The 23,113-nt window shown below is 40.3% G+C and carries 19 protein-coding genes; 17 read left to right on the forward strand and 2 right to left on the reverse strand.

All coding sequences use genetic code 11. The annotated features are described in order from the left end of the window. Nucleotides 1-49 precede the first annotated feature (49 nt). The 6 genes from ABEG20_RS12710 to ABEG20_RS12735 all read left to right on the forward strand — a co-directional run bounded on the left by ABEG20_RS12710 (nucleotide 50) and on the right by ABEG20_RS12735 (nucleotide 8,689). The gene (locus ABEG20_RS12710; RefSeq protein ID WP_406823709.1) at nucleotides 50-1,717 is read left to right on the forward strand and encodes a glucoamylase family protein; all 1,668 of its coding nucleotides are present in this window, start codon (nucleotides 50-52) and stop codon (nucleotides 1,715-1,717) included. Between the two features lie 16 nt (nucleotides 1,718-1,733). Continuing rightward, on the forward strand, nucleotides 1,734-3,095 hold the full coding sequence (locus tag ABEG20_RS12715) for a glucoamylase family protein (RefSeq protein ID WP_406823710.1): 1,362 nt from the start codon (nucleotides 1,734-1,736) through the stop codon (nucleotides 3,093-3,095). 57 nt (nucleotides 3,096-3,152) lie between these two features. Then, nucleotides 3,153-3,554 carry a hypothetical protein gene (locus ABEG20_RS12720; protein WP_406823711.1) on the forward strand — a complete coding sequence of 134 codons (402 nt, stop codon included), beginning with the start codon at nucleotides 3,153-3,155 and terminating at the stop codon, nucleotides 3,552-3,554. A gap of 13 nt (nucleotides 3,555-3,567) precedes the next feature. Further along, the gene (locus tag ABEG20_RS12725; RefSeq protein WP_406823712.1) at nucleotides 3,568-5,322 is read left to right on the forward strand and encodes a discoidin domain-containing protein; all 1,755 of its coding nucleotides are present in this window, start codon (nucleotides 3,568-3,570) and stop codon (nucleotides 5,320-5,322) included. A gap of 96 nt (nucleotides 5,323-5,418) precedes the next feature. Further along, a complete protein-coding gene (gene bglX / locus ABEG20_RS12730) occupies nucleotides 5,419-7,716 on the forward strand; it encodes a beta-glucosidase BglX (RefSeq protein WP_406823713.1) in 2,298 nt (765 codons plus the stop codon). Between the two features lie 193 nt (nucleotides 7,717-7,909). Continuing rightward, nucleotides 7,910-8,689 carry a prolyl oligopeptidase family serine peptidase gene (locus tag ABEG20_RS12735; RefSeq protein ID WP_406823714.1) on the forward strand — a complete coding sequence of 260 codons (780 nt, stop codon included), beginning with the start codon at nucleotides 7,910-7,912 and terminating at the stop codon, nucleotides 8,687-8,689. Between the two features lie 568 nt (nucleotides 8,690-9,257). Here ABEG20_RS12735 and ABEG20_RS12740 read toward each other — a convergent pair. Continuing rightward, nucleotides 9,258-9,986 carry a YebC/PmpR family DNA-binding transcriptional regulator gene (locus ABEG20_RS12740; RefSeq protein ID WP_406823715.1) on the reverse strand — a complete coding sequence of 243 codons (729 nt, stop codon included), beginning with the start codon at nucleotides 9,984-9,986 and terminating at the stop codon, nucleotides 9,258-9,260. 74 nt (nucleotides 9,987-10,060) lie between these two features. After that, nucleotides 10,061-11,005 (reverse strand): NAD-dependent epimerase/dehydratase family protein, encoded by a 945-nt coding sequence (locus tag ABEG20_RS12745; protein WP_406823716.1) that lies wholly within the window; start codon nucleotides 11,003-11,005, stop codon nucleotides 10,061-10,063. 481 nt (nucleotides 11,006-11,486) lie between these two features. Between ABEG20_RS12745 and ABEG20_RS12750 the strand changes: the two genes are divergently transcribed. The 11 genes from ABEG20_RS12750 to ABEG20_RS12800 all read left to right on the forward strand — a co-directional run bounded on the left by ABEG20_RS12750 (nucleotide 11,487) and on the right by ABEG20_RS12800 (nucleotide 22,906). After that, nucleotides 11,487-12,074, forward strand: coding sequence for a gluconate 2-dehydrogenase subunit 3 family protein (locus ABEG20_RS12750; protein ID WP_406823717.1), 588 nt, complete (start codon nucleotides 11,487-11,489; stop codon nucleotides 12,072-12,074). Nucleotides 12,075-12,092: 18 nt separating this feature from the next. Next, complete coding sequence (locus tag ABEG20_RS12755; RefSeq protein WP_406823718.1) at nucleotides 12,093-13,793, forward strand: GMC oxidoreductase; 1,701 nt, start codon at nucleotides 12,093-12,095, stop codon at nucleotides 13,791-13,793. A 167-nt stretch (nucleotides 13,794-13,960) separates the two neighbouring features. Beyond that, the gene (locus tag ABEG20_RS12760) at nucleotides 13,961-15,118 is read left to right on the forward strand and encodes a Gfo/Idh/MocA family protein (protein WP_406823719.1); all 1,158 of its coding nucleotides are present in this window, start codon (nucleotides 13,961-13,963) and stop codon (nucleotides 15,116-15,118) included. Nucleotides 15,119-15,126: 8 nt separating this feature from the next. Beyond that, a complete protein-coding gene (locus ABEG20_RS12765) occupies nucleotides 15,127-16,185 on the forward strand; it encodes a sugar phosphate isomerase/epimerase family protein (RefSeq protein WP_406823720.1) in 1,059 nt (352 codons plus the stop codon). A 22-nt stretch (nucleotides 16,186-16,207) separates the two neighbouring features. Continuing rightward, complete coding sequence (locus ABEG20_RS12770) at nucleotides 16,208-16,588, forward strand: c-type cytochrome (protein WP_406823721.1); 381 nt, start codon at nucleotides 16,208-16,210, stop codon at nucleotides 16,586-16,588. 32 nt (nucleotides 16,589-16,620) lie between these two features. After that, nucleotides 16,621-18,078, forward strand: coding sequence for a Gfo/Idh/MocA family protein (locus ABEG20_RS12775; protein WP_406823722.1), 1,458 nt, complete (start codon nucleotides 16,621-16,623; stop codon nucleotides 18,076-18,078). Nucleotides 18,079-18,180: 102 nt separating this feature from the next. Beyond that, a complete protein-coding gene (locus ABEG20_RS12780; protein ID WP_406823723.1) occupies nucleotides 18,181-18,861 on the forward strand; it encodes a DUF1080 domain-containing protein in 681 nt (226 codons plus the stop codon). Between the two features lie 152 nt (nucleotides 18,862-19,013). Continuing rightward, the gene (locus tag ABEG20_RS12785) at nucleotides 19,014-20,252 is read left to right on the forward strand and encodes a nucleoside permease (protein ID WP_406823724.1); all 1,239 of its coding nucleotides are present in this window, start codon (nucleotides 19,014-19,016) and stop codon (nucleotides 20,250-20,252) included. A 1-nt stretch (nucleotide 20,253) separates the two neighbouring features. Then, the gene (locus tag ABEG20_RS12790; protein ID WP_406823725.1) at nucleotides 20,254-21,144 is read left to right on the forward strand and encodes a hydroxypyruvate isomerase family protein; all 891 of its coding nucleotides are present in this window, start codon (nucleotides 20,254-20,256) and stop codon (nucleotides 21,142-21,144) included. Nucleotides 21,145-21,152: 8 nt separating this feature from the next. After that, entirely contained in the window at nucleotides 21,153-22,028 is an 876-nt protein-coding gene (locus ABEG20_RS12795; protein ID WP_406823726.1) for a sugar phosphate isomerase/epimerase family protein, read from the forward strand. 8 nt (nucleotides 22,029-22,036) lie between these two features. Continuing rightward, nucleotides 22,037-22,906, forward strand: a complete 870-nt coding sequence (locus ABEG20_RS12800) for a sugar phosphate isomerase/epimerase family protein (protein ID WP_406823727.1) — start codon at nucleotides 22,037-22,039, stop codon at nucleotides 22,904-22,906. Nucleotides 22,907-23,113 lie beyond the last annotated feature (207 nt).

Below are 23,113 nucleotides of genomic sequence, written 5' to 3' on the forward strand. Positions count from 1 at the left end.
TATAAAACAAGCTTACAGGGGTATCCCCTGTAAGCTAAAATTTAGCTCAATGTTAAAATTAAAAAATGTACTTGCATTCCTTTTTATCATAAATCTTTTCGCGTGCAAAAAAGGTGATACACCTGCACCCGTTGATCCGCCAATTACACCAACATCTTTCGCTTTCAGCGATCTAAAGGTAAACGATGCTTACAGCGGTTTTACCTACTATGGCTTAAGCAATAGCCCAATTGTCAAAATTACCTTCTCATCACCGATTAACTCCACTTCTGTAAGTGGCAATATTACCCTTGCCGATGCGTCCGGAAATCCGGCCGCATTCACATCCAAATTAGAGAACAATGATAATACGGTTGTAATTACCCCTACGGCATTACAGCCCATTACTAAATATATTTTAAATGTTAACAATAATTTATCATCAAAAACCGGTGGCAAGCTGCAATCGGCAGTGTCAGTAAACCTGATCACAGCAGTTGATGATAATGATAAATTCGCCCGCATCAGCGATGAAGAACTGTTAACGCTGGTACAGAAACAGACCTTTAAATATTTCTGGGACTTTGCGCATCCCACAAGTGGCCTGGCCAGGGAAAGGAACACATCTGGCAATATTGTAACCTCCGGAGGTTCGGGCTTTGGCATCATGGCCCTAATTACAGGTATTAACAGAAATTTTATCAGTAGGGCTGATGGACTGACCAGGATACAAAAAATGGTAACCTTTTTAAAAACTGCTGACCGTTTTCATGGTGCTTATCCACACTGGTTAGATGGTAATACAGGAAAAGTAATTCCATTCAGCACCAAAGATAATGGTGGAGACCTGGTAGAAACTTCATTTTTAATGGCAGGTTTAATCACCGCTCGTCAATATTTTAATGGAACTGATGTAGCGGAAACAGCATTAAGAAATGATATCAATACCATTTACAATGGCGTGGAGTGGAACTGGTATAGGAAAGACAACAGTAGCACCCTCTACTGGCACTGGAGCCCAAATTACAACTGGGACATGAACCTGCCCATTAAAGGCTGGAACGAATGCTTAATCACTTATGTGATGGCAGCAGCCTCTCCTACTTATTCCATTCCAAAAACTGTTTATGATAACGGTTGGGCACAAAACGGAGCGATGAAAAACGGCAACACCTACTATGGCGTACAACTGCCTTTAGGCGTTGCCAATGGCGGCCCATTATTTTTTGCTCATTATTCTTTCCTGGGCATCAATCCAACAGGTTTAAGCGATGCTTACGCCAATTATGAAATGCAGACCAGGGCACACGCGCAGATTAACTATAACTATTGCAAAGCCAATCCACTTGGAAACTACGGCTATGGCGAAAATTGCTGGGGTTTAACAGCCAGTGACATTCCAAACGGATATACTGCCAGTGCACCCAACAATGATGTTGGCGTAATTGCCCCTACCGCAGCCTTATCATCTTTTCCATATACGCCAACAGAATCGATGCAGGCGCTAAAATATTTTTATTATAAACTAGGTAACAAAACCTGGGGAGATTATGGTTTTTATGATGCTTTTTCTCTAAAAGATCAATGGTTTGCTTCTTCGACCCTGGCGATAGATCAGGGACCAATAGTAGTGATGATCGAAAATTATAGAACCAAATTAATATGGAACTTATTTATGTCGGCCCCTGAAGTTAAAACAGGCATGAAAAATCTTGGGTTCAGCAGTCCCAATCTTTAATATTATCCCATCAGCAATGAAATTTATATTCCGAAACTTCCTCTTATTATCATTTTCGCTTTTTACGTTGACATCATGCGCACAACATGAAAAACAGGTTTACAATCCGGATCTCAGCATTAAGAAAAATCTGAGCGATGAGCAATTGCTCGATCTCGTTCAAAAACAGACTTTCGAGTATTTTTGGGATGGTGCAGAACCAACTTCTGGTGCTGGCAGAGAGCGTTTCCATGTAGATAACATTTATCCGGAAAATGATAAAAGCACTGTTGCAACAGGCGCTACAGGATTTGGCTTGATGGCTATTTTAAGTGGAATTGACAGGAATTACGTAACCAAAAAAGAAGGATTGGACCGGTTAAATAAAATATTGGATTTTCTATCCAAAGCCGATCGTTTTCATGGTGCATGGCCACACTGGATTGATGGAGAAACCGGTAAAGTACGTCCATTCGGACAAAAAGATAACGGTGGTGATTTAGTAGAAACCTCATTCATTGCACAGGCATTGATCTGCATTAACGAATATTATAAAAATGGCACAAAAGCAGAAAAAGCTTTAGCTAAAAAAGCTGACGAACTTTGGAAAGGCATTGATTTTAACTGGTACCGCAATGGTGGCCAGAATGTATTGTACTGGCATTGGTCGCCACAATACCAGTGGGAAATGAATTTCCCCGTAAAAGGCTATAACGAGTGTTTAATTATGTACGTCATGGCTGCCTCTTCTCCTACCCATACGATACCCGCCGAGGTTTATCATGAAGGCTGGGCGAGAAATGGCGGAATTAAAACCAATTTTAAATTTTACGGTCACGCTTTTACACTGGATTATCAGGGGCAGAAAAACTCGGTAGGCCCTTTGTTTTGGGCTCATTATTCTTACCTGGGTTTAAACCCGAAAGGACTGAAAGACCGCTATGCCGATTATTGGGAAAACAATGTAAACCATACACTGGCCATACACGATTATTGCGTGGCCAATCCAAAAAAATTTAAAGGTTATGGAGAAAATAACTGGGGTTTAACGGCCAGTTATTCAGTAAAAGGTTATGCCGCACATAACCCGCAGGAAGATTTTGGTGTCATATCACCTACTGCAGCCATCTCATCCATTCCATACACCCCAAAAGAATCGATGAAAGTGATCAGGCACCTTTACGAAGACCTGGGTGATAAAGTTTGGGGTAAATACGGTTTTTATGATGCCTTTTCCGAAACAGATAACTGGTATCCGAAACGCTACCTGGGTATCGATCAGGGCCCTATGGTGGTGATGATCGAAAATTACCGCTCAGGCTTGCTTTGGAAGCTATTTATGGGAAATAAAGACGTACAGAATGGTTTAAAGAAGCTGGATTTCCAGTTTCAACCTTAACATCAAGTTGTAAATAAATGTTTAGCCATCAAATATTTCAAATTAATCTACAGAACCATGAAAAAAGTAATTTTAATATTAACAGCAATGATGGGATTTGTAATCCTGAATTCAGGTTTTACTTCAATATCTAAAGCCAAACATAAAACCACAAAAGCAAAATTTGCTATGGTAAATGTTACGGCGACCAACTCAACCAGTGATGGTGTGTATGTAAGATTAGAAAATAATACCAGTGGTGGTGTTTATTCGTTCTTTATTCCACCAAATTCTCCAGGTGGAACGGTTATCGGTCAAATACCGGAAAATGGTGATGTTTACACCGTTAAATTAACTTCAACTGGCGGTGCCCATGATATGTGGGTTTACTGGGAGCACCAATCGCATGTTACCGGATTAACGGTTAGCGGCATGTCTATAGGCTGCTCCAGCTGTGCCAAAATCAATATTTTCAATTAATTCCTAATGAATAATGGCTAAACATTTATTCAAAATATTGTTAACAATCTCGCTATTCTGCAATACTTATAAACTGCTTGCGCAGCAAAAAACCTATTGCAACCCCATCAACGTAGATTATGGTTACACCCCTTTCGAGTCTTTTACCGAATGGGGAAAACACCGTGCTACTGCCGATCCGGTTATTGTAAATTACAAAGGCGATTTCTACCTGTTTAGCACCAACCAATGGGGCTACTGGCATAGTGCCGATATGCTGAACTGGAAATTCCACGAAAGAAAGTTCTTGCGCCCATGGAACAAAACCAAAGACGAACTCTGTGCGCCCGGCGTGGGCATTGTTGGCGATACCATGGTGGTTTTCGGAAGCACTTACACCAAAAACTTCACCCTCTGGGGTAGCACCGATCCTAAAGGCAACAAATGGTTTCCTTTGGTTGATTCTTTGGAAATCGGTGGCTGGGACCCAGCCTTTTTTACCGACGATGATGGTAAATTTTACATGTATAACGGCAGCAGTAATAATTATCCGATGTATGGTGTAGAGCTCGACCGCAAAACTTTTAAACCAAAAGGTACACGTACACCGATGTATTTACTGGAGAGCTGGCGCTACGGTTGGCAACGTTTTGGCGAGTATATGGATAATACCTTTCTCGATCCTTTTGCCGAAGGTGCCTGGATGACCAAACATAACGGCAAATATTATTTTCAGTATGGTGCACCCGGAACCGAATTTAGCGGCTATTCGGATGGTGTGGTAGTGGGTAACAAACCGCTTTTTTATGACACACCTACAATACCACAATCCGACCCTCTTAGTTATAAAGGCGGAGGATTTTCACGCGGTGCAGGTCATGGGGCAACTTTTCAGGATAACAACAAAAATTACTGGCATATTTCTACCAGCATTATCTGTGTAAAAAACACCTGGGAACGCCGCATGGGCATCTGGCCTACTGGTTTTGATCAGGATGATGTGATGTGGACCAATACCGCATTTGGCGATTATCCGCTTTATTTACCTGCCGAAAGAAAAGAAGGCGGACCTGCCGGGCCGGGCTGGATGCTCATTAACTATAAAAAACCGGTAACCGTCTCCTCTACCCTTGGCGGCTTTAATGCCAATAATGCGGTTGACGAAAACATTAAAACCTATTGGAGTGCGAAAACAGCAAATAATGGCGAATGGATCCAGACTGATTTGGGGAGTCTTGCAACTGTTAACGCTATCCAGATCAATTATGCCGATCAGGATGCAGAATTTTTAGGAAAACAGATCGGAATTTATCATCAATATAAAATCCTTTCATCAGTTGATGGCAAAAAATGGACGACTTTGGTTGATAAAAGCCAGAACAAAACAGATGTTCCGCATGATTATATCGAATTGCCAAAACCGGTTAAAACCAGGTTCATCAAAATGGTAAACATCCACATGCCTACCGGAAAATTCGCCATCAGTGGCCTGCGTGTATTCGGCAACGGAAATGGAGAGAAACCCACCACAGTAAAAAACCTGATTGTATTAAGAACAGAAAAAGACAAACGCAGTGCCTACATTAAATGGGAACCTGTTGACAATGCCTTCGCTTATAATCTGTACTATGGTACAGCACCTGACAAGCTGTACAACTGCATCATGATTCACGATTTTAATGAATATTGGTTTAAAGCAATGGACAGTCAAAAAGCATATTATTTTGCTATTGAAGCCATAAATGAGAATGGCGTATCGGTAAAAACTGAAGTGAAGAAAGTTGATTAAAATAAATGTTCACACCCCTTTCTAAAGAGTGTGGAAATAACCAATCGTTTTTAACGATTAAAATTTGAGAAGGAAAAAGAATAAAACACATATATAATGAAGAGAGCGAATATCCTGGTTGTTTTTTTAACCTTTTTTGTACTGAACGGATCAGCACAAAACAAAAAGCCAATCCCGGCAGAAGAAGCAAAGATGAATACATTCATCAGCAACCTGATGGCGAAAATGACCATCGATGAAAAAATTGGACAGCTGAATTTGCCAAGTTCTGGCGATATTACCACAGGACAGGCCAACAGCAGCGACATTTCTAAAAAAATTAAAGCCGGACAAGTTGGTGGTTTATTCAACATCAAGGGGGTAGATAAGATTAAATCAGTACAAAAAATAGCGGTCGAAAACAGCCGTATGAAAATTCCGTTGCTTTTCGGAATGGACGTGATCCATGGGTACAATACCGTTTTTCCAATTCCTTTAGGCGTTAGTTGTATCTGGGATATGGCCACGGTGCAAAAATCGGCCCGTATAGCCGCAATAGAAGCCAGTGCGAGTGGAATTAACTGGACCTTCTCCCCTATGGTCGACATTTCGAGAGATCCACGCTGGGGCCGCATCTCAGAAGGAAGTGGCGAAGATGCTTATTTAGGCTCACAAATTGCTGCAGCCATGGTAAAAGGCTATCAGGGAAAACTCCAGGCCAATAACGAGATTTTAGCCTGTGTTAAACATTATGCGCTTTATGGTGCTGCTGAAGCCGGCAGAGACTACAATACAACCGATATGAGCAAAGTTCGTATGTACAACGAATATTTCCCACCTTACAAAGCCGCTGTTGATGCAGGTGCAGCCAGCATTATGGCTTCCTTTAACGAAGTTGATGGCATTCCGGCTACCGGAAGTAAGTGGCTAATGACAGAGGTTTTAAGAAATCAATGGGGTTTTAAAGGTTTTGTGGTTACCGATTATACCGGTATTCCTGAAATGATTGCACATGGCATGGGTGATCTGCAAACTGTTTCTGCTCTGGCTTTAAATGCAGGTGTTGATATGGATATGGTTGGCGAAGGCTTTTTAGGCACTTTAAAAAAATCACTGGCAGAGAAAAAAGTGGGTATGGCACAGATCGATAGGGCCTGCCGGTTAGTGCTGCAAGCCAAATACAAACTGGGTTTGTTTACAGATCCTTATAAATTTTGCAATACAGAAAGAGCAGCAAAAGAAGTTTTTAGTCCGGCTAACCGCCAGGTGGCACGCGAAGTTGCAACAGAAAGTTTTGTGCTTTTGAAAAATAACAATGATATACTTCCTTTAAAGAAATCAGGTACAATTGGCTTAATTGGCCCGTTGGCAGATAATACCGCCAATATGTACGGTACCTGGAGTGTTGCTGCGCTTTTTGATCAATCGGTAACTGTGCTTCAAGGCTTAAAAAATGTGTTGGGTGATAAAGCAAAGATTTTAACTGCACGCGGTGCTAATTTTTTAGCAGATTCTGCTATGGAGCAGCGTTATGTAAACATCCACAACCCAACATACAAACGTGATCCGCGTACCGAAGCTGAAATGATTAAAGAAGCTTTAGAAGTGGCTAAAAAATCAGATGTTGTTGTGGCTACTATTGGCGAAGGTTCTGAATTTACAGGTGAGAGCAGCAGTGTAACCGATATCCAGATTCCTGAAACACAGAAAAACCTCTTAAAAGCTTTGGCCAAAACAGGTAAACCGGTGGTATTGGTGCTGTTTACAGGCCGTCCGTTGGCATTAAATTGGGAACAGCAAAATATCCCGGCTATCTTAAATGTATGGTTCCCAGGTAGTGAAGCCGGAAATGCAATTGCCGACGTGCTTTTTGGCGATGTTAATCCATCCGGTAAACTGAGCGCAACTTTTCCTCAAAATGTGGGTCAGGTGCCATTATATTATGCACACAAAAATACCGGCCGTCCATTGGCCGAAGGTAAATGGTTCGAAAAATTTCGTTCCAACTATTTAGACGTAAGCAATGATCCTTTATATCCATTCGGTTTTGGTTTAAGCTATACATCATTTAACTATAGTGATGTTAAACTCAGCGCCAATACATTGACCAAGGGAAAATCGATCACAGCATCAGTTACTTTAAGCAATACCGGCAAATATGAGGGTAAAGAAGTTGTTCAATTATATATCCAGGATCTTGTTGGAAGTATTACCCGTCCGGTAAAAGAACTAAAAGGTTTCCAAAAGATTAATTTAAAAGCCGGAGAAAGCAAAACGGTTACTTTCAATATTTCAGAGAACGACCTTAAATTTTACAATTCAGATCTGAAATTCGTTGCCGAACCTGGCGATTTCAAGGTATTTATTGGTACAAATTCACGCGATGTAAAAGAAGCATCTTTTACGTTGAAATAAGATAATAGGTTTGGTTATAAACCCTGAGCTATTGTAAAGTAGCCAGGGTTTTTTATTTTTGTTGAATGAAAAGATCATGATTTCTCAAAACACAACTGATATTAAGAAGTTATGATAACTTGTTCACCATATTGAAAAATCGAGCTTAAAGCTCCAACACCGGACATTACACAACATATTAATATATCAACAGATGAAAAAGATTATTCTAACTATTTGCATTCTTTTTCCTGTACTCTTTTTAAACGCTCAAGACTTAAAAAAATACGACAGGGGAAGTTTTATTAAAGGAAAGGATTCTATTTACTACAGGATTTTATTCCCAGAGAATTTTAATCCAGGCCAAAAATATCCGATTGTTTTCTTTTTGCACGGAAGTGGGGAAAGGGGAAGCGACAACGCCAGTCAACTGGTACATGGTGGAAAATTGTTTTTAAAAAATGATGTCCGTAAAAATTTCCCTGCTATTGTAGTTTTCCCTCAATGTCCGAAAAACGATTATTGGGCCAATGTTAGTATTGCGCAGGAAGCAAACGGCAAAAGAAAGTTCAGTTTTACAGAAGGTGGTAAACCCACTAAAATTATGCATGCTTTACAGGGAATGTTCAAAGATTTTCTTAAAAAGCCATATGTAAACAGAGATCAGGTTTATGTTGGCGGCTTATCAATGGGTGCAATGGGTACCTACGAGCTATTAAGGCGGGAAAGACGTAAATTTGCGGCAGCGATTGCTATTTGTGGTGGAGACAATACCAATAACATTAAAAAATACCAGAAAGTGCCCCTTTGGATTTTTCATGGCGCTAAAGATGATATTGTAGATCCGGCATTATCGATTGCCATTGCTGAACGACTAAAAAGTGTAGGCGACGAGGTTAAATTTACGCTTTACCCTAACGCAAATCACAATAGCTGGGATAGTGCATTTGCCGAACCTGATTTGTTGAGCTGGCTATTTTCGCATAAGAAATGATAGACAAATCAAACCTCGCAGGTTTTCTCCTGATTGTCACCCTGAAATAAATGCTGAAACAAGTTCAGCAGGACGACTCTTTTTAAAAGATGCAATGTAAAATCAACTTTCAGTTAAAAGAATTAAAAAAACAGGGGTCGGTATGTTATTGATTTCGAAAGCCCTGCCATCCGCTTTACTCGCCCCAATTGAAAAATTGGAGCTCGTGCCCGCTTTTGTAAGGTTTATCTTACCTGGTTTGACCTAAGTAAACCAGACCAGACATAAATGGAAAGCCCGGAGGTTGAGGAACGAAGCCGAGGACTTGAAATGATGGCGGGACTGCTGTAACCTATAAGTACAGGTTTTGCTCTTCAAAAAAGCATGAAGAAAAATTTTCAAGATCATTCAACCTTAGTTTTTTACCACATCAATCGGAAAACACATCAATCGGGAAGTCTTAGCGAGACGCCAAGATGGAAGGAACTATCCAAGCCAGACCTCGCAGGTTTTAAAAACCTGCGAGGTCTAAATACAAAAAAGGCCTGAAGAAAATCCCCAAGCCTTTATCAATAAATATCAGTAGCTATCACTCCGACATGTTGTTGTAAACGGCCTGCACATCATCATCTTCCTCCAACTTATCGATCAGTTTTAATACATCGGCAGCCTGCTCTTCTGTAACCTCGTGATGAGATAAAGCAATACGCTCCAGTTTTGAACTTTTTAACTCAATGCCTTTCTCTTCTAAAGCCTTTTGCAATGAGCCAAAGTTTTCGAATGCGCCCTGCGCCACCACAATATCATTTCCCTCTTCATCGGCCTCTACATAAAGCTCTTCCAAACCAGCGTCAATTAATTCGAACTCCAGTTCTTCCAGGTCTAAACCTTCAGCAGGCACGAAACGGAAAATAGATTTACGGTTAAAAATAAAGTCCAATGATCCTGTTTTACCTAAAGTACCATTCGTTTTGTTAAAGTAACTACGCACGTTAGCCACCGTACGGTTGGTGTTATCAGTAGCGGTTTCAATCAATACGGCTACACCGTGCGGTGCATACCCTTCGTATACAATTTCCTCGTAATTGGCCATTGATTTATCAGAAGCACGTTTAATTGCTGCTTCTACCCTATCTTTCGGCATATTAACAGCTTTCGCATTTTGTATCGCGGTACGTAAACGGGAGTTGGTTTCCGGATGAGGTCCTGATTCCTTAACTGCCATTACAATATCCTTACCTATACGCGTAAACTGAACCGCCATTTTGGCCCAACGCTTAAATTTCCTCTCTTTTCTAAATTCGAATGCTCTTCCCATTATTTTAGTATTGAGATATGAGATGTGAGATTTGAGACCTTACGCCTTCAACCTTCAAACCTTCTACCTATATCTTATTTTTTTAAATTATTTAACATGTCAATTGTCAGTTTCGATAAATCGAACTCGGGTTTCCATCCCCAATCTTTTGCAGCATAGCGATCATCGATGGAACGTGGCCAGCTGTTTGCAATCTGCTGACGGGGATCATTGGCTGCGTAAGATAAGGTAAAATCCGGAATATGTTTCCTGATTTCAGCTGCCAAAACCTCAGGCGTAAAACTTACCCCACCAAAATTATAACTGCTACGCACCGAAATCTGATCGGCTGGCGCATCCATCAACTCGATTGTTCCGCGGATCGCATCATCCATATACATCATAGGCAATTCTGTTTCCGCATTTAAGAAACTCTGGTAACTCCCCTTTCTCAACGCATCATGAAATATATGAATCGCATAATCTGTTGTTCCACCTCCAGGGGCAGCTTTCCAGCTGATCAATCCCGGATAACGGATACTACGCACATCCAATCCGTATTTTTGATTGTAATATTCGCACCAGCGCTCACCTGCCAGTTTACTGATTCCGTATACAGTGTTCGGATCCATTATACAATATTGCGAAGTATGATCTTTAGGTGAATTTGGTCCGAATACAGCAATAGAACTTGGCCAATATACTTTAGCCGTTTTATATTCTAAAGCTAAATCCAACACATTCAACAAACCGTTCATATTTAAATCCCATGCCAGTTTTGGGTTTTGCTCACCCGTAGCCGATAGTAGGGCTGCCAAAAGATAAACTTGTGTTGGTCTGTATTTATGAAAAATGCCATTGATCATTTCTTTATCAAGTACATTCACAAATTCGAAAGGTGCAGCGTTTTTGATATCATAATCCGGCCTGCGTATATCGCATGCAACAACATGATCATCACCATATATTTTACGTAACATAGTTACCAATTCGGTGCCGATTTGCCCGTTAGAGCCTAAAACAACAATTTTTTCTTGCATATTTTTTTTGAGATTGAGCAAAGGTAAAAAAATGAGATAAAAGGCAATAAAATATTTTGAGAAGGGAACAATTGGTAAGGGTATAAAGTGGCTAATTATTAACCAGATGATGCTAACTGAAAACTTTAAACTGCAAACGATGAACGGTGGACTGGAAATTTTGATCAATTGAATCATAAACTGCTCAACCGAACTATTTTTAGTCTGATGTTTGACGAAAAAACCTACATTTTTGTATTTATAGACGAACAACATACCAACCACTACTAAATGTACTTTTTACACCAAGAAAAATTAGTATAAAATCGCGGCCAAAATCATCAGCAAGCCCTAAAATAGCCATTATTTAGAACAATTCTACAGGGTAACAATCATATTGCAAATCAATAATTTAACGTCATATAGTTACGCTTTACGTTATATTTTTTCTAATATTACTAATTGAACACATAAGTAACCAAAATATAAAATCATAAAGACGATGCACAGAAGAGAAGCACTCAAAAACGTTGCATTTTTGTTGGGAGGAGCAATCTCGGCAAGTACAATGGGCGTGTTATTTGAAAGTTTTACGCTCCCCGAGAATGAAAAAAACTTTGTAAGCTATTCACTGGAAGACGAAAAGATTTTTGCCGAATTTGCGGATATCATTGTCCCGACAACCAAATCATCAGCAGGTGCCAAAGCAGCTGGTTTAGGGAAATTTATCCCGATGATGATGAAAGATTGTTACCCTGCTACCATGCAAACTTCCTTTGCTAAAGGCTTCAAAGATCTTCAGGCAAAATCAATGAAAGATTTCGGAAAAAGTTATATCACTTTAACACCTGCCGACCGTAAAAAGCTAATGATCGATTTGAGGGCTATCGCACTTGCTCAAAAAGATGGTCAATCAGAAGAGAATAAAGATTTAGCTTACTTTTTTATCACTGCGCGTGATTTGACTCTACTCGGTTACTATTCTTCAGAAATTGGTTGTACCAAAGCAAGAGAATATGTTCTTATTCCGGGTCGATATGACGGCAATGCGCCTTTAAAACCTGGCCAAAGATCCTGGGCTACCTCCTAACAACAACTACAAAAAATCATGAATTTAAATACGAATTTAAAAGCAGAAAATACTTACGATGCTATTGTTATAGGATCGGGGATTAGTGGCGGCTGGGCCGCAAAAGAACTTACCGAGAAAGGCTTACGTGTACTCATGCTCGAAAGAGGGATGAACATTGAGCACATTACCGGTTATGAAAATGCGATGAAAAATCCCTGGGATTTCAAACATGCAGGTAGACTTACCGAAGAACAAAAGCGTACCCACCCTGTACAAAAAAGAGATTATCCATACCAGGAAGCAAACGAAAAATGGTGGGTAAACGATTTAGAATGCCCATACACCGAAGATAAACGTTTCGATTGGTACCGTGGTTTTCATGTAGGTGGTAAATCATTGATGTGGGGCCGTCAGAGTTACCGTTTAAGCGACCATAACTTTGAGGACAATGCAAAAGATGGCCACGGAAACGATTGGCCGATCCGCTATGCAGAACTTTCACCATGGTACGATTATGCAGAACGTTTTGCCGGCATCAGTGGTTCTAAAGAGAACTGGCCTACTTGCCCGGATGGCGATTTTTTACCTCCAATGGATTTAAACATTGTAGAGAAATCTGTTAAAGCCCGTATAGAAGAACATTATAAAAGAGAACGGATTATGATGATTGGCCGTGTGGCTAACCTAACCGTTCCGCATAAAGGCCGTGGTAATTGTCAGTACAGAAACCTGTGTAGCCGCGGCTGTCCGTTTGGAGCTTATTTCAGCACGCAGTCTTCTACCCTACCTGCGGCAATGGCAACTAAACGTTTAACCCTAAGGCCATATTCTATCGTAAATCATATTATTTATGATAAAGATACCAAAAAGGCTAAAGGCGTAATGGTTATTGATGCAGAAACCAACAAAACGATGGAATTTTATGCTAAAATCATTTTCGTAAACGGTTCTACATTAGCTTCTACGTTTATCTTATTAAATTCAACGTCAGATGCACATCCAAACGGATTAGGTAACGGTAGTGGCCAGTTAGGGCATAACTTAATGGATCACCATTTCCGTTGTGGTGCATCCGGAGAGGCTGAAGGCTTTGATGATAAGTACACCTACGGCCGCCGTGCAAATGGAATTTATGTACCCAGGTATCAAAACATCGGTAATGATAAACGCGATTACTTACGTGGATTCGGTTACCAGGGCGGCGCGAGCAGAAACAACTGGCAAAATGACGTTGCTGAGTTATCGTTTGGTGCAGACCTGAAACAAAAAATGACCACTCCGGGAAAATGGACCATGGGATTAGGCGGTTTTGGAGAAATGTTACCTTACTACGAAAACAAGGTTTACATTGATAAAACCAAAAAAGATAAGTGGGGACAGCCTGTATTGGCAATTGATTGCGAATACAAAGAAAACGAGAAAAAAATGCGTTTGGATATGATGAATGATGCCGCTGAAATGTTGGAAAGAGCAGGCATCAAAAACATCAAAACATACGATGCAGGCTGTTATCCGGGTATGGCTATCCACGAAATGGGCACTGCCAGGATGGGTAACGATCCAAAAACTTCTGTACTGAACAAATGGAATCAGATGCATGAAGTAAACAATGTTTTTGTAACCGACGGATCGTGCATGCCATCAATTGCTTGCCAAAACCCTTCATTAACATTTATGGCGCTAACTGCGCGTGCTGCTGATTATGCAGTAAAAGAACTTAAGAAAAAGAATATCTAGAAAGGTCTAACACATGAGGTTTAAGGTTTAGGGTAAAGGGCGTAAGGTCTTATCCCTAAACCTTAAACTTTATTTAAAAACAATATCTAAATAGGGAAAGGCTTAAGCATTAAGGAATAGGAAATTCACCCAAAACCTTACACCTTACACCCGACACCTTTTATAACATGAAAAGAAAATTAAGAATGGGCATGATAGGCGGTGGAAAAGACGCCTTTATTGGTGCCGTACACCGTTTGGCCGCTAACATGGATGGCCTGATCGAATTATCTGCCGGAGCTTTAAGTGTAAATCCTGAAATTGGATACGAATCTGGAAAAATGCTTTTTCTTCCCGATAACAGGATCTACAACAATTACGAGGAAATGCTGACAAAAGAAAGTGAATTGCCGGCAGAAGAAAGAATTGATTTTGTAACCATTGTTACCCCAAACTTTGCCCACTTTGCACCTGCAATGATGGCATTGGATAAAGGTTTCAATGTGGTCATAGAAAAACCAATGACTTTAACTTTAGAAGAAGCAAAACAGCTACACGCTAAAGTAGAGGAAACAGGATTAACGCTTTGTTTAACACATACTTATTCGGGTTACCCAATGGTTAAGCAGGCTAAACAAATGGTAAGTGAAGGTAAATTGGGTGCTATCCGTAAAATTGTTGTAGAATACCCTCAAGGCTGGTTAAGCACACTTTCTGAACGTGAAGGTAATGCGCAGGCGGCCTGGCGTACCGACCCCTCTAAAACCGGAAAAAGCGGTTGTATGGGTGATATCGGTACACATGCAGCACATCTTGCAGAATATATTTCTGGATTAAAAATCACTAAAATCTGTGCCGATTTAAATATTGTAGTACCTGGCAGAGCCATTGATGATGATGGCAACGTACTGTTAAAATTCGATAACGGCGCTAATGGCGTATTGGTGGCTTCACAAATCGCCGCTGGCGAAGAAAATGCACTAAAAATCAGGGTTTATGGCGAAAAAGGAGGTTTAGAATGGCACCAGATGGAACCAAACACCATGATTGTGAGGTGGTTAGATGCACCAGCACAAATTTACAGAACCGGTAACGGCTACATGGGTAGCTTTGCAAAACACAATACCCGAACACCAGGCGGCCACCCTGAAGGTTATTTAGAGGCATTTGCCAATATTTATAAAAACTTTGCCCTAACTGTAACTGCAAAATTAAACAATGAGCAGCCTACCGCTGAAATGCTTGATTTCCCTGGCACTTCAGATGGAATCAGGGGAATGGCATTCATTGAAAATGTAGTGGCATCAGGCCAATCAGATCAAAAATGGTTCGACTATAAAATATAATTTCCGGCATGACAACAATAAAAGGACCAGCTGTATTTTTAGCACAATTTATCAGCGACGATGCTCCATTTAATTCACTGGATAGCATTTGCAAATGGGCTGCAGATTTAGGATTTAAAGGCATCCAGATGCCAACACTTGATGCCCGCTTTATTGATCTCAAACAAGCAGCTGAAAGTAAAACCTATGCTGATGAGTTAAAAGGAAAGATTGCAGGATACGGTTTGGAAATTACCGAACTTTCTACACACCTACAAGGCCAGTTGGTTGCAGTTCACCCTGCTTACGATGACCTGTTTGATGCTTTTGCACCAAAAGATGTACACAAAAACCCAAAAGCCAGAACAGAATGGGCTGTACAGCAGATGAAATATGCTGCTAAAGCATCACAAAACCTGGGTTTAAATGCACACGCAACTTTTAGTGGTTCGTTATTGTGGCAATATTTCCATCCCTGGCCACAACGTCCGGCCGGCCTGGTTGAAGAAGGTTTTGCAGAACTGGCAAAACGGTGGACACCGATCTTGAACGAATTTGATCAATGTGGTGTAGACGTTTGCTATGAAATACACCCTGGAGAAGATTTATTTGATGGCGAAACTTACGAAATGTTCCTTTCTGCGGTCAATAATCACCCTCGGGCATGCTTATTGTATGATCCATCACACTTTGTGTTGCAACAATTGGATTACATTCAGTACATCGATTTTTACCACGAACGCATCAAAGCTTTCCATGTAAAAGATGCAGAATTTAATCCTACGGGCAAACAAGGCACTTTTGGTGGATACCAGAGTTGGGCAAACCGTGCAGGGCGCTACCGCTCGCCGGGTGATGGACAGGTTGATTTTAAAACCATTTTTAGTAAATTAGCCCAATATGATTTTAAAGGCTGGGCCGTTATGGAATGGGAATGCTGCATTAAAAACCAGCAGGACGGTGCGCGAGAAGGTGCAGAATTTATCAAAAAGCATATCATTAACGTAACGGATAAAGCATTTGATGATTTTGCTGCATCAGGTAGTGATAGCGCTTTCAATAAAAGAATATTAGGATTACAAGAATAACAACACACAAAACACACACAACATGAAAAAAACATTTTTAATCTTAGGCGCTGTAGTCATTTTTATGGCGTCGTTTTCAAAAGCCGATTTAGCGAAAGAGAAGACCGTACTTGCAACGGCAACAAATCATGCAACCCTTCAATCAAATCCAGGTGAAAAACTGATCAATAAATCAGATTGTTTAGGTTGCCACAACAAAACCAATAAAATTATTGGTCCTGCATACGTAGACATCGCCAAAAAATATCCGGCTACCGAAAAAAACATCAACATGTTAGCCGATAAGATCATTAAAGGTGGAACAGGCGTTTGGGGCAACATGCCGATGACCGCTCATGCTACACTTAAAAAAGATGATGCAAAATTAATGGTAAAGTATATTTTATCTTTAAAGAAAAAATAATCGAATTCCGTTAGCAAATCGATTTACTAAATATGAAAACAGAGCAAGAAAATAAAACCACGAGTAACCGACGTGATTTTATTAAAACATCGGCAATCGCTGCCGCAGCCTTTATGATCGTTCCGCGCCATGTTTTGGGCGGAACAGGTTATTTAGCACCGAGCGATCGTTTATTGGTTGCCGGAATTGGGGTTGGCGGAAAAGGCCAAAGCGATTTAGACATGTTTTACAAAAGCGGAAAAGCAGATATTGCTTTTCTGTGTGATGTAGACGATCGCCGTGCAGCCAATAGTGTAAAAGCTTTCCCTAAAGCCAAATATTATAAAGATTGGCGCGAGATGCTGGATAAAGAACATAAAAACTTCGATGCTGTCTCTGTTTCTACTCCCGATCATAACCATGCCATCCAGGCTTTGGCTGCCATGCAATTGGGCAAACATGTTTATGTTCAAAAGCCCCTAACACACGATATTTATGAAGCGCGGATCTTAACCGCAGCAGCAAAAAAATATAAGGTAGTTACGCAAATGGGTAATCAGGGTGCATCAAACGACGGTCCACGCCAAATGAAAGAATGGTATGAAGCTGGTTTAATCGGCGATGTACATACGGTTTATGCCTGGACTAACCGCCCGGTATGGCCGCAAGGTATTCCATGGCCAAACAAAAAAGCAGAAATTCCTAAAGAATTAGACTGGAATTTATGGTTGGGAACGGCTCCTGAAAAGGATTATGTTGATAAATTGGTTCCTTTTAACTGGCGTGGCTGGTGGGATTACGGAACAGGTGCTTTGGGTGATATGGGCTGCCACTTAATCGAGGCTCCTTTCAGCGTATTAAATTTAAAATATGCCAAAGAAGTTCAGGCAAGTGTGGGCTCTGTTTACGTAGATGAATTTAAACGTGGTTATTTCCCTGAAAGCTGCCCGCCTTCAAGTCATGTTACCTTAAAATTCCCTAAAACGAATAAAACAAAAGGAGATGTTACTTTACATTGGATGGATGGCGGTATCCAGCCAGAACGCCCGGAGGAATTAGAAGCAAACGAAACTTTTGGTGATGGTGGTAATGGTACATTATTTATCGGAACAAAAGGTAAAATGATGGCCGAAACCTATAGTGCAAATCCTAAACTATTGCCTTTAAGTAAAAATAAAGACATTAAAGTTGCACCAAAATATGCCCGTGTACCAGATGGCGCAAACGGACACTACAAACAATGGGTTGAGGCTGCAATTGCCGGTTATGGCAAACAAGAAGTAAGTTCGCCTTTCGAAATTGCAGGTCCGTTAACAGAAGCTTTATTGATGGCCAATCTGGCGATCAGAAGTTTTGATATCCAGAAAACGGTAAATGATAAAATTACTTATCCGGGCAGGTACACGAAGATGTTATGGGATAACGATAATATGAAAGTGACCAACTTTGATGAAGCAAACCAGTTTGTAAAACGCGAATACCGTAAAGGCTGGAACAATTTAACACTTTAATTATTACAAACCCTGCAGGTTTTGAAACGATGAAGTCTTCAATAAGGCTTTTTAAATGTTAAAAAATCCGGTTTAAACCTGCGGGGTTTTACGCAAAAAAAAATGAAAAAAATCTTTCTTTCTGCTTGTATCATACTGGCAGTTACACAAATATCAAAAGCACAAAAGGGCTTTAAACCACTTTTTGATGGCAAGACTACAACAGGCTGGCATACTTACAACAAAACTACTGTTGGTAGTGGCTGGCAGGTTCAGGATGGTGCATTGCACTTAGATTTGGCTAAAAAAGGTAAAGATGGTGGTGGCGATCTAGTCACAGATAAAGCGTATGGCGATTTCCACTTAAAGTATGACTGGAAAGTAGCTCCTAAAGCAAATAGCGGTCTGATTTTTTATGTTCATGAAGAGCCTAAATACCATGCTACCTATTCAACAGGTTTAGAAATGCAGGTAATCGATAACGATGGCCACCCTGACGGAAAAATCACAAAACACCGTGCGGGCGATCTGTATGATTTGGTAAAAAGTTCATCAGAGCCAGTTAAACCTGTCGGCGAATGGAACAAAGCAGAGATCATTAGCAAAAAAGGTAAACTGACCTTAATTTTAAATGGTGTTGAGGTCGTAAAAACTACCCTTTGGGATGATAACTGGAAAAAGATTGTTGCCGGCAGCAAATTTGCCACCTGGGAAAACTGGGGAACCTTTAAAACCGGCAAAATCGCCTTGCAAGATCACGGAGACGAAGTTTGGTACAAAAACATCTCTATCAAAGAACTTTAAAAACGGAAAATGTAAGAGGGAAAATGTATAATGTGAATTACAAAATCCCTCTTACCGAATCCAGTTAAAATATTATAAAATTGTAGATGAGTTACGGGGATACGTTTCCATCATCCCTCTTACCTCAACCATCTTACATAACGACTAGCCAAATGAATAGCACTACTCGCTTTAAACTTTCTGCCATGATGTTCCTGGAATTTTTTATCTGGGGCGCGTGGTTTGTAACTTTAGGAGCTTTCTTAAACAATAACCTGAAAGCAACCAACTCTGAAATTGGTTCTGTATTTTCAACCCAATCCTGGGGGGCTATTATTGCTCCTTTTATAATAGGCCTCATTGCCGACAGATATTTTAACGCCGAAAGAATTTTAGGTGTTCTCCACATTATTGGTGCTATTTTAATGTACCAGATGTATAGTGCGCCGGATGTAAGTGTTTTCTATCCTTACGTTTTAGCTTACATGATATTGTTCATGCCAACCCTTGCATTGGTAAATTCTGTTTCTTTTAATCAAATGAAAGATGCCGAAAAAGAGTTTGCCAACATCAGGGTATTTGGTACAATCGGCTGGATCATTGCTGGTTTGCTGATCAGTTTTGCCTTCCATTGGGACTCTCCGGAAGGAATTCAGGCAGGATTATTAAAAAGCACGTTTTTAATGGCTGGTATCGCCTCTTTAGTACTGGGATTATTTAGTTTCACTTTGCCTGCAACCCCTCCAAAAGTTGCTAAAGATGAAAAAATAAAATTAAGTGACATTTTAGGTTTAGATGCATTGAAATTATTAAAAGACAAAAACTTTGCAGTTTTTTTCATTTCTTCCATCCTGATCTGTATCCCATTGGCATTTTATTATCAAAATGCAGGTCTTTTCCTGGCAGACATCAAAGTTTCTAACCCAACAGGTAAAATGGCCATTGGTCAGGTTTCCGAAGCATTATTTTTACTGGCTATTCCTGTGTTCTTTTCAAAATACGGCTTTAAGAAAACCATTATAGTTGGTATGTTGGCCTGGGCAGTACGCTATATTCTTTTTGCTTATGGCAATGCCGGCAGTTTAAGTTTTATGCTGATTATAGGTATTGCTCTTCACGGTGTTTGTTACGATTTCTTTTTCGTTTCCGGCCAGATTTACACCAACTCAAAAGCGGGAGAAAAATTTAAAAGTGCAGCTCAGGGCATTATTACCCTAGCCACCTATGGCGTTGGTATGCTGATCGGGTTTAAAGTGGCAGGATTAATTACAGACATGTATAAAACCGGGGATGTAACTGATTGGAAAATGGTTTGGATTATACCAGCAGGAATTGCAGCTGCCGTTTTCTTATTATTCGCCCTGCTGTTCAATGATAAAACTAAATCTGAAATTGAAGCTAAAGCAATTTAACATGGCCTCAAACGTAAATAGAAGAAATGCTTTAAAGAACATCATCGCAGGAACTGCTGCAATTGGTGTTTCTTCAGGATTTTCAGCACTAGCAATGGATAAACCAGAATCAGATCAGCCGTTAAGGCTAAAAGGAAATATCAACCATGCCGTATGCCGCTGGTGTTTTAGTAGTTTTGATGTAGACGCACTTTGCATTGAAGCAAAAAAAATAGGGATCAAAGGAATTGATCTGGTGGGTCCGAAAGATTGGCCTACCTTAAAAAAACATGGCTTAGAATCGACCATGTGCAATGGTGCTGAAATTAATTTGGTAGATGGTTTTAACGACGAAAAATTCCACGAAAAGTTAATTCAAAATTATACCAAAATGATTCCGATTGTGGCCGAAGCCGGTTATAAAAATCTGATCTGCTTTAGTGGAAACCGTCGCGGTAAAGATGATGAAACCGGTTGGAATAATTGTGTTAAAGGATTAAAACAGTTAATGCCACTAGCTGAAAAGCATAACGTGGTATTGGTAATGGAATTGCTAAACAGCAAAGTAAACCATAAAGATTATCAATGCGATAGAACATCGTGGGGGGCAGAGCTTTGTAAACGCTTAGAATCTGAAAACTTCAAATTGTTATATGATATTTATCATATGCAAATTGATGAGGGTGATGTGATCAGTAACATCAGGCAGTACCACCAATACATTGCCCATTATCACACCGCTGGCGTACCGGGCCGTAATGAAATAGACGATACACAGGAGTTGTATTACCCTGCCATAATGAAAGCCATTGCCGAAACCGGCTTTAAAGGTTACGTTGCACAAGAATTTATACCTAAACAAGCAGATAAAATAGCGTCATTGAAAAAGGCGGTATCAATTTGCGATATTTAATCTACATTATGATATCAAGAAGAAATTTTCTAATCAACAGCAGCGTGGCTGCAGCATCGGCACTTCTCGTTCCGTCATTTGTTTTTGCAGCAGACACTAAAAGAGTTGTTGGCCTCCAACTATATTCTTTAAGAGATGAGTTGCCAAAAGATGTAAAAGGAACGATCGCAAAAATTGCCAAAGCAGGCTTTAAAGAAGTTGAAACTTACGGTTTTTCGATAAAAGATCAGTTTTGGGGTTTAACACCCAAAGAATTTAAAGCATTGTTGGATGCTCATGGTTTAAAAGCACCAAGCGGGCATTACGGCTTAGGCACTTATTTAAGTGATGGCAATACCACCGAATTAAAAGCGGCAATTGCAGCAGCAAAAATACTGAAGAGCGAATATGTAACCATCCCCTGGTTAGATTCGGGCATCAGAAAAAATGCCGATGATTATAAAAAAATTGCAGCCAGGATTAATGAAGCCGGAAAAATGTGCAAGGCAGCAGGTATCCGTTTGGCTTACCACAACCACAATTTTGAATTCGATAAACAAGGTGATACTACCGGTTACGAAATCCTGTTAAAAGGAACAGATAAAAAATTGGTTGATTTCGAACTCGATCTGTATTGGGTGGTACGTTCAGGAAACGATCCTTTAAAACTGTTTAAAGAAAATCCAGGCCGTTTTACCATGTGGCATGTTAAAGATATGGATAAAGCCAACCCGGCATTAAATGCTGAAGTAGGCACCGGTTCTATAAATTTTAAACCGATTTTTGCACAAGCCAAACTTTCGGGCATGAAACATTTCTTTGTAGAACACGAAACCAACTACAAACCAAATCCGATGGCATCTGTTGCTGCAAGCTGTGCCTATATTAAAAAAGAGATCATTTAATTTAAGAGATGCATTCAAGAAGAACATTCCTAAAGCAGGCAGGATTAGCGGCCGGAGCAGCATTATTAATTCCATCATTTGCCTTTGATAAAGTAAGCAAAAGTGTTGGTCTGCAATTGTATACCCTACGCGATGAATTGCCAAAAGATGTAAAAGGCGTTATCGAAAAAGTAGCAAAAGCCGGATACAAAGAAGTTGAAACTTATGGTTTTGCCAATGGAAAATTCTGGGGCCTAACGCCTAAAGAATTTAAATCCTTACTTGATGCAAATGGCTTAAAAGCACCAAGTGGTCATTACCACATGGATGATTTTGTAAAAACAGGGAATACCGATAGATTAAAAGCCGACATTGAATCATCAGCTGCAATTGGTGGTAAATATTTTACCATTGCCGGTGCCCATGTTGATATGAGCAAAGGTGTAGATGGCTTTAAGAAAACAGCAGATGATTTTAATAAAGTGGCCGAAATGGCCAAGGCATCGGGCTTAAAGTTTGCTTACCACAACCACGATTTCGAATTTAAGAAATTGGGAGATACTACCGGTTATGACATTTATTTAAGCGAAACCGATAAAAACCTGGTCAACTTTGAAATGGATCTATATTGGGTGGTCCGTTCAGGTAACGATCCTTTGGCTTTGTTTAAAAAATATCCGGGCCGTTTCCCGATGTGGCATGTTAAAGATATGGATAAAACTAACCCGGCCTTAAATGCAGAAGTAGGTACCGGTTCTATAGATTTCATACCGATTTTTGCTCAGGCAAAACTTTCAGGCATGCAGCATTTCTTTGTAGAGCACGAAACCAATTACAAACCCGATCCGATCGGCTCGATCAAAACCAGCTGCGATTATATCAAAGCCAGTTTGATTTAAACTTATCTAAACCCCACAGTTTTGAAAACATGTGGGGTTTATAAAAAACGATTCTGGCTGTAAACTGCATGTTGCAAACTGGTATGGGCGTTTCCCAATCCCGATAAAAAATCGGGAAAGGATCGGTCTTTGCAGGGCTCCGCTTCGCTCCGGTGCCGATGATAATATCGGCACTAAACCCTTCCAATCCCTAACGCAGACCCTCTC

It is taken from the genome of Pedobacter sp. KACC 23697 (genome assembly GCF_045348445.1).
GTDB lineage: Bacteria > Bacteroidota > Bacteroidia > Sphingobacteriales > Sphingobacteriaceae > Pedobacter.

Excerpts from the sequence above, each read along its gene's own strand:
- ABEG20_RS12710 (WP_406823709.1), top strand. The coding sequence starts at position 50 with ATGTTAAAATTAAAAAATGTACTTGCATTCCTTTTTATCATAAATCTT.
- ABEG20_RS12715 (WP_406823710.1), top strand. The coding sequence starts at position 1,734 with ATGAAATTTATATTCCGAAACTTCCTCTTATTATCATTTTCGCTTTTT.
- ABEG20_RS12720 (WP_406823711.1), top strand. The coding sequence starts at position 3,153 with ATGAAAAAAGTAATTTTAATATTAACAGCAATGATGGGATTTGTAATC.
- ABEG20_RS12725 (WP_406823712.1), top strand. The coding sequence starts at position 3,568 with ATGGCTAAACATTTATTCAAAATATTGTTAACAATCTCGCTATTCTGC.
- bglX (WP_406823713.1), top strand. The coding sequence starts at position 5,419 with ATGAAGAGAGCGAATATCCTGGTTGTTTTTTTAACCTTTTTTGTACTG.
- ABEG20_RS12735 (WP_406823714.1), top strand. The coding sequence starts at position 7,910 with ATGAAAAAGATTATTCTAACTATTTGCATTCTTTTTCCTGTACTCTTT.
- ABEG20_RS12740 (WP_406823715.1), bottom strand. The coding sequence starts at position 9,986 with ATGGGAAGAGCATTCGAATTTAGAAAAGAGAGGAAATTTAAGCGTTGG.
- ABEG20_RS12745 (WP_406823716.1), bottom strand. The coding sequence starts at position 11,005 with ATGCAAGAAAAAATTGTTGTTTTAGGCTCTAACGGGCAAATCGGCACC.
- ABEG20_RS12750 (WP_406823717.1), top strand. The coding sequence starts at position 11,487 with ATGCACAGAAGAGAAGCACTCAAAAACGTTGCATTTTTGTTGGGAGGA.
- ABEG20_RS12755 (WP_406823718.1), top strand. The coding sequence starts at position 12,093 with ATGAATTTAAATACGAATTTAAAAGCAGAAAATACTTACGATGCTATT.
- ABEG20_RS12760 (WP_406823719.1), top strand. The coding sequence starts at position 13,961 with ATGAAAAGAAAATTAAGAATGGGCATGATAGGCGGTGGAAAAGACGCC.
- ABEG20_RS12765 (WP_406823720.1), top strand. The coding sequence starts at position 15,127 with ATGACAACAATAAAAGGACCAGCTGTATTTTTAGCACAATTTATCAGC.
- ABEG20_RS12770 (WP_406823721.1), top strand. The coding sequence starts at position 16,208 with ATGAAAAAAACATTTTTAATCTTAGGCGCTGTAGTCATTTTTATGGCG.
- ABEG20_RS12775 (WP_406823722.1), top strand. The coding sequence starts at position 16,621 with ATGAAAACAGAGCAAGAAAATAAAACCACGAGTAACCGACGTGATTTT.
- ABEG20_RS12780 (WP_406823723.1), top strand. The coding sequence starts at position 18,181 with ATGAAAAAAATCTTTCTTTCTGCTTGTATCATACTGGCAGTTACACAA.
- ABEG20_RS12785 (WP_406823724.1), top strand. The coding sequence starts at position 19,014 with ATGAATAGCACTACTCGCTTTAAACTTTCTGCCATGATGTTCCTGGAA.
- ABEG20_RS12790 (WP_406823725.1), top strand. The coding sequence starts at position 20,254 with ATGGCCTCAAACGTAAATAGAAGAAATGCTTTAAAGAACATCATCGCA.
- ABEG20_RS12795 (WP_406823726.1), top strand. The coding sequence starts at position 21,153 with ATGATATCAAGAAGAAATTTTCTAATCAACAGCAGCGTGGCTGCAGCA.
- ABEG20_RS12800 (WP_406823727.1), top strand. The coding sequence starts at position 22,037 with ATGCATTCAAGAAGAACATTCCTAAAGCAGGCAGGATTAGCGGCCGGA.